General features: G+C 42.6%; 5 protein-coding genes. 3 read left to right on the top strand and 2 right to left on the bottom strand.

From position 1 onward, the window contains the following. Positions 1 to 194 precede the first annotated feature (194 nt). The 3 genes from V7D75_RS07690 (at position 195) to V7D75_RS07700 (ending at position 5001) form a co-directional block, all read left to right on the top strand. Positions 195 to 1208: a cell division protein ZipA C-terminal FtsZ-binding domain-containing protein gene (locus V7D75_RS07690; protein ID WP_333614093.1), complete on the top strand. Its 1014-nt coding sequence runs from the start codon at positions 195 to 197 to the stop codon at positions 1206 to 1208. Positions 1209 to 1473: 265 nt separating this feature from the next. Continuing rightward, complete coding sequence (ligA, locus tag V7D75_RS07695; RefSeq protein ID WP_333614094.1) at positions 1474 to 3564, top strand: NAD-dependent DNA ligase LigA; 2091 nt, start codon at positions 1474 to 1476, stop codon at positions 3562 to 3564. Between the two features lie 3 nt (positions 3565 to 3567). Continuing rightward, entirely contained in the window at positions 3568 to 5001 is a 1434-nt protein-coding gene (locus V7D75_RS07700) for a DUF2971 domain-containing protein (protein WP_333614095.1), read from the top strand. A gap of 47 nt (positions 5002 to 5048) precedes the next feature. Here the strand turns inward: V7D75_RS07700 and V7D75_RS07705 are convergent, their stop codons facing one another. Beyond that, positions 5049 to 5582, bottom strand: coding sequence for a hypothetical protein (locus V7D75_RS07705; protein ID WP_333614096.1), 534 nt, complete (start codon positions 5580 to 5582; stop codon positions 5049 to 5051). Positions 5583 to 5815: 233 nt separating this feature from the next. Continuing rightward, positions 5816 to 6229 carry a hypothetical protein gene (locus V7D75_RS07710; protein ID WP_296190806.1) on the bottom strand — a complete coding sequence of 138 codons (414 nt, stop codon included), beginning with the start codon at positions 6227 to 6229 and terminating at the stop codon, positions 5816 to 5818. Positions 6230 to 6471 lie beyond the last annotated feature (242 nt).

Raw genomic sequence — 6471 nt, forward strand, 5'->3', positions numbered from 1 at the left:
CAAGCGCTTGTCAGTGGTATAGTTAGGGCTAGCATTTAAAGTCAGGCGAGTAGTCGGAAAATTAGTCAGTGAAGGCTTCAGAGCCAATGATAAACGCTGACTATATGGTGACGATATGCATTAGCCATGCTAGACTATTGCCATTTCTTCATACTTGTGCTCTCCCTTTTGTCATATATTAGGATGTATTTCTCATGACCGCTATCCAGTTTATCTTGATCGCCATTGCCGCATTTATCGTGCTTGCAGGGCTATTTATGGTCATTCGCAGCTTTAAACGGCGCAAAACTGCTGAGGCTGCCGCGGTCAATTATGATAAAAACGGTATTCCCATTATTCCGCGTCATGAGCGCAATATCGTCGAGCAGTCAGACTTGGATGATACGGTCGCAGGCGAAACCAGCATCGCTCCTGATCGTAGTTATCTTAATGCCGTGGTTGAAGATGCGCCATTGACAGAGGCGCATAGCAATGTCGATGCCCAACTAACTGCTGCCCGCTATGATAGTAATGAGGATAATGGTGTGGTAGATGAGGTTGATTTTGCCCGCTGGCAAGAAGAGCAGCAGCGAGCAGACAACAGCGAGTTTACCGAAGTAGCTGAGCAGATGCATATCGAGCAAGAGCCGGACGCGTTTTCAAGCCTCATGTCAGCGACGGACAGTTTGATGCCAGTTATTGATACCGCTGACGAGCCAAGCTTTGATAATAATAGCCCGATACTCGATCAGCATCTCTCAGAGCCGGTTGATGAAGCGCAAAACGGTCCGTTAATCAATGCCAAAGACAATATCAATATCACTATTTTGCCGCATCAGTATCGCGACCGCCCAGCAGCAGTAATTCGTGGGCGTGACTTGTTGGCGTTAGTAGATAAATATGGTTTGCGTTATGGCGCGATGAATATGTTCCATCGCTATGAGCAAAAAGACGGCACCGGTATGCTGTGGTTTAGTATGATGGGCATTACGGATAGTGGCATCGCGCCTTTTGACCCGCATAGCGTGGCAACCAATACTTACAATGGCGTAGTACTATTTTTATCGTTGCCGCATCCGCAAGCGCTACGCAGCTTTGATAGTATGATGAGTATTGCCTATATGATGGCAAGCGATTTGGACGCCGTGATGCTCGATGAAGAGAACGACCCTATTACCCCTGAATATAAACAACAGCTGCGTAATCAAGTTCGCGATTATGAAGGGTAAAATCTGAATAGATAAACAGTTAAAATTATTTCTAAAGTATTGTAAAAGGCAAATAGCGCTTGACGTTATTTGCCTTTTTTAATTTTTAAGCTTTGATTGCAGAGCATTGCATTCGCTCGATTTCCTATAAATTTGGTTTTCTATAAACCTAGTTCTCTACAGAAGCGGCTCTCTACAGGATGAGATTTCAACAAAATCATATCCGACTAACCTGCAAACTTGTTATCATATCGGCATCTTGAATTGCAAAAAAAAGACGCCGACTATGACTGATTCTATTGTACCGACTGCTTCTAAAAATGCTGTTTCTAAAAATACTGCTGATACCCAATCTGCAGACAATGCTGCTACCATCGTTGCTCAAATGCGCACGCTCATTGATAATTTAAAAACGCATAATTATGCCTATTATGTGCTCGACAATCCGATTTTAGAAGACAGCGAATACGATCAGCTGCGACGCTCTTTATTGGAGCTTGAAGAGGCGTACCCTGATTTAATACAGCCCGATAGCCCAATCAATCAAGTTGGCGATACGCCGCTATCCGCCTTTACCCAAGTCAGACACGACGTACCCATGCTATCGCTTGGCAATGTCTTTGATTATGACGAGCTGCATGGCTTTATGCGCCGCGTCAATGATCGTCTCAATGACGCGCAGAAAAACCCTGAATACGAGATGGAGCTAAAGCTTGATGGCTTGGCGGTGTCACTTAAATACGAGTATGGAAAGTTTGTGCAAGCGGTGACGCGCGGTGATGGGCAGACGGGCGAGGATATTACCCAAAATGCCAAAACTATTCGCAATCTGCCGCTTTGGCTTACGGCGGCAAGCGAGATTCCATTATTAGAAGTACGCGGTGAAGTACTGATGCCAAAAGCTGGTTTTGAGCGCTTGAACCGACTCGCAGAAGAAAAAGGCGATAAAACCTTTGCCAATCCTCGTAATGCCGCCGCTGGTAGCTTACGTCAGCTTGACCCCGCTATTGCTGCTAGCCGTCCGCTGGCCTTTTATTGTTATTCAGTCAATCAAGGTTTACCGGAAAATATAGAAACTCAATCAGCCGCCTTGGCTTGGCTTGGTGACATAGGTTTTAGCGTCAGCGCGGTGAGAGTGGTAAAAAACCCACGTGAAGCACAAGCATATTATGAGTCGATGATTGAAACCCGTAGTCAGCTGCCGTTTGAAATTGACGGCATGGTCATCAAGGTTAATAACTTAGCATTGCAGCAGCAGCTTGGCTTTTTATCGCGTGAGCCGCGCTGGGCAACGGCGTATAAATTCCCTGCCGAAACGGTGATGACGCGTCTAAACGATATCGAATGGCAAGTTGGACGTACGGGGCAAATTACCCCAGTTGGTAAGCTTGAACCTGTCAAAGTCGGCGGCGTCACCGTCAGCAATGTCACCTTGCATAACTTTGGTGAAATTCAGCGCTTGGATGTGCGTGCAGGCGATATGGTCAGCGTCCACCGTGCAGGCGATGTCATTCCCAAAGTCACCCGCGTTTGGGTTGATCAACGTCCAGCAGATTCAGAACCGGTTAAATTGCCAGCGATTTGCCCTGTCTGCGACTCCCCTGTGGTCTTGCCCGAAGGCGAAGCGTTGGCACGCTGTACTGGCGGATTGTTTTGTCCCGCGCAGCAGCAAGAAGCCCTCATTCATTTTGTCTCGCGTCGGGCGATGGATATCGATGGCTTAGGCGCAAGTTGGTTGATTAGCTTTTTTGAGCACGGTTTGGTCAAGACCGTCGCCGATATCTATCAGTTGCACAAGCATACGGACGAGCTGATTACCCTTGAAAAACTAGGGGAGAAATCAGTACAAAATATCCTCAGCGCCATTGAAACCAGTAAGCAGACCACACTGGCGCGCTTTATCTATGCGCTCGGTATTCGCGGCGTCGGTGAAACCACGGCGCAGAATCTGGCGCAGCAATTTGGCGACCTTGATAGCCTGATGGCAGCAGATATCGACAAGCTGCTACAAACGCCTGACGTTGGCGCGATCACCGCTGAGCTTATTCATGAGTTTTTCCGCGCTCCGCACAATATCGAAGTCATCACCGCATTGCGTGAAGCGGGCGTGCATTGGGATAAGGTTGAGCAAGTGGTGTTAGAGGGATTGCCGCTCGATGGGCAAACGTGGGTCATTACGGGCGCGCTTGATAGCATGGCGCGTGATGAAGCCAAAGCCAAACTGCAAGCGCTCGGTGCCAAAGTCTCAGGCAGTATCTCTGCAAAAACCACTGCACTATTGGCAGGTGATAAAGCTGGCTCAAAGCTCACCAAAGCGGAAAAATTGGGTGTGAAAGTGGTGGGTGAGGAAGAGTTTTTGGCGATGGTTAGGGAGTAGGTTGTGACAGACAGTGATAGAAAAATTATTGATAAGTTAGAAGAGATTCCAGATGAATATACTCGTGGAATAGTTAAGAAATTAGCAAGAATAATAATAAGAGGTAATGGGAATAAAATAAGTATAGCAAATACGAAATTTCTCATAGCTACTATTTTGTTGAATAAAGGTTATAAGGAAGAAGCGCTAGAAGTGTTCAATAGTATCAGACTTGAAGAGAATAAAAGTATTTACGAGAATGCTCAGTTCTTTATAGGAGATATACTTTTAGAGAGTAGTAGCTTAGAAGATATAGAACATGCTAAGAGCAGTTTCGTCTTTGTAAAAAATAAGTTCCCTTACGAAGCAAAAAATAAAATAGATATATGCGATTTAATTTTAGATAAAAGTTCTGAGGAGTTAGGCAGAAATATTTTTGAAATATCTAATCTTGTATATAAGATATTATCGATATTAAAGATTGATATCAACAGTATAGGAAAGAAACAGTTGCATGCAGAGCGTAAGCTTGCACATTATACTTCAACTGAAGTGGCCAACATTTTACTACATAATCCAAATACTAATTTTTTTCGATTAAACACTATTCATAACGTTAATGACCCTAGTGAAGGTAAGTTACTTGAGAGTTATTTAAAGAACGATAGTAAAGAGAGAAATCGTGAAGTAAGGTTTGATGGTGAATATCAGACATTTATTGGATGTTTTACTTTTAATCATGATAGTTTAAACCAGTTTAGACTTTATGGTAAGCAAGACTATAAGGAAGCTTCTGGTATTAGTTTGATATTCAATAAAAATTTTTTTAAAGAAAATGACCACCCTGATCAAATGTCATTTATCGCAACTGAAAGAATCTTAGATGAAGAAGTATCTGAGGAAAAAATTAGCCAGCAGCCAGTAATACGTTGTGTTTATATAGATCCTAGTTCTCAATTTATACACTTAGCACAACGAAATCAAATTACCTTTTATAGAGAATTTAGCGACCGCGTTGAAGCTGACATAAAATGGATGAAATATAAAAAGTATATCGATAAAAAGACAAACGAGTTTTTGATATGGTTTGAGTGTTTGAAAAGTGCATATCAGAAAGCTATGGACATTGTAAGTGAGCTAGATCAATCGAAAGCTTCAGAAATAAATATTTTACTAGATAGGATTTTACTACCAATAAAGTATTTAATTAAGCATATAGCTTTTCAGGAAGAGCAAGAGTGTCGAATGCTTTATATTACTTCACTCAAAAATCCCAAAGTAAAAATGGATTTTGGTAAATTCTTATATGTTGAGTATGATGCAGATGTCAAAACACACCTTGATAAAATCTACATTGCCCCAGCAGCTACTCAGTATCAACCCTATTTAGCTAAGTTACTTTGGGATACGAATGTCAAAATTGAGCTCTCAAACAATCCATATCGACAGACTTCATAATGAATAATAGCGTGTGCCATATAAATGAACACACACGCTATTAATCTTTACTCCACCACCTCTCCATGCACCTTAACCTCACCTTTTTTACCATCCGGCTGAATCACGATAGGCAATACCAATCCTTTAGCAAAGTCATCGGATAGCACGTAATCATAGCGACTGGCAGCGACATCGGACGTGGTATGAATGATCAGTTTCATCTCTTTATCATCGGTTAGCTCGTGCGAAGTATAGGTTTCGCTAAGCTGATCGAGCACTTTTGAGAGCGCTTCATTGCTTGCCATACTTACGGTCAGATTGTGCTGCGCGGTGGCATTATCCACACCGAAATACTCCGCATAATCGCGCACATTTTGGCTATCAAGCGCAAACGGATATTCATAATTGGCAGGGTCAACAGCTTTTTCGCCGCTTGCGACCAGTGACCAGTCGATAGTATGCACGTCTGCCTCGTCAGCTGTTTGCGCAGCAGAAGCTTTAGCAGTGCTATCAGCATTGTTGGCGCTATTATCGCAGCTCGTTAGTGCCGCCAAGCCTATGCTAGCCATTATCATCATACTTATGAGGCGCTTAACCATCGAGCTATCCTTTTATTATTGATTATCATGCAATTGTTATCAGCGCTATTTTGCCAGTTTTCGCGTTGCTTCTCTAGCATAATAAAATAAAGCGTTAGCGAGTACGCTTTTAAATTTCCAACCATAAAAAAACAGCCATCATTCGATGACTGTTTATATAATGCTAGGTTTAATAGTTATAGGTTTAACAATGATAGGTTTATTATTATCAATGAGCAATTAAACCAAAATCATTATCTGCCTATTTGGCAGTTTACTTGATATTCTTTACCGTTTGCCCATTTCATTGCAAGGATACCTTTGTCGCCTTTCATGTGCCAAGCATAGACTACTTCTGGGTTTGACTCATTGACATAGCTTGCCGTATCACCTTGGACGCCGCCATTTAAAATGATAGGTTGGTCGGCCCAGTTTACTTTAGGTAAAGTCGCATTTAGCATGACTTGTTTTTTATTGATTGACTGTTTTGCCAAGATTTTGCTGTCATCGGTACAGGTATAAGGCGCTGGTGCCATACGGTCATAGGCGACATCGGTCACGCTTTCTGACGCAGGGGTTTTGTTTGGTGTGGTAGGTGCGGTGGTCGCACAGGCACTAAGTAGCGCTAGAGCAGGTAGAGCAACAGCAACTTTGGTTAGGGTATTCATGGTATTCTCCAAAAATTTAAAAATTAGCAGGTATTTTTTGACTATGCTTTTTCTAATCGTGCGCTTTTTAACGGCGCCTTATGCATATAGCGCCTATGTTAACGAAAAGACTTTCTAGAGAATGTTAGAAATTGTTTGTTACATGTTCGTTAAGTTACTTAAACACTGATTAATGTAACCCTGACCTTAATAGCCTTTGTAAAATAACTATAGTGAGTGAAAAGTAATATCGATACACCACG

Source organism: Psychrobacter sp., from assembly GCF_036731945.1.
Classification (GTDB): Bacteria; Pseudomonadota; Gammaproteobacteria; order Pseudomonadales; family Moraxellaceae; genus Psychrobacter.

Coding starts and splice junctions, on each gene's coding strand:
- V7D75_RS07690 (WP_333614093.1), top strand. CDS start 195: ATGACCGCTATCCAGTTTATCTTGATCGCCATTGCCGCATTTATCGTG.
- ligA (WP_333614094.1), top strand. CDS start 1,474: ATGACTGATTCTATTGTACCGACTGCTTCTAAAAATGCTGTTTCTAAA.
- V7D75_RS07705 (WP_333614096.1), bottom strand. CDS start 5,582: ATGGTTAAGCGCCTCATAAGTATGATGATAATGGCTAGCATAGGCTTG.
- V7D75_RS07710 (WP_296190806.1), bottom strand. CDS start 6,229: ATGAATACCCTAACCAAAGTTGCTGTTGCTCTACCTGCTCTAGCGCTA.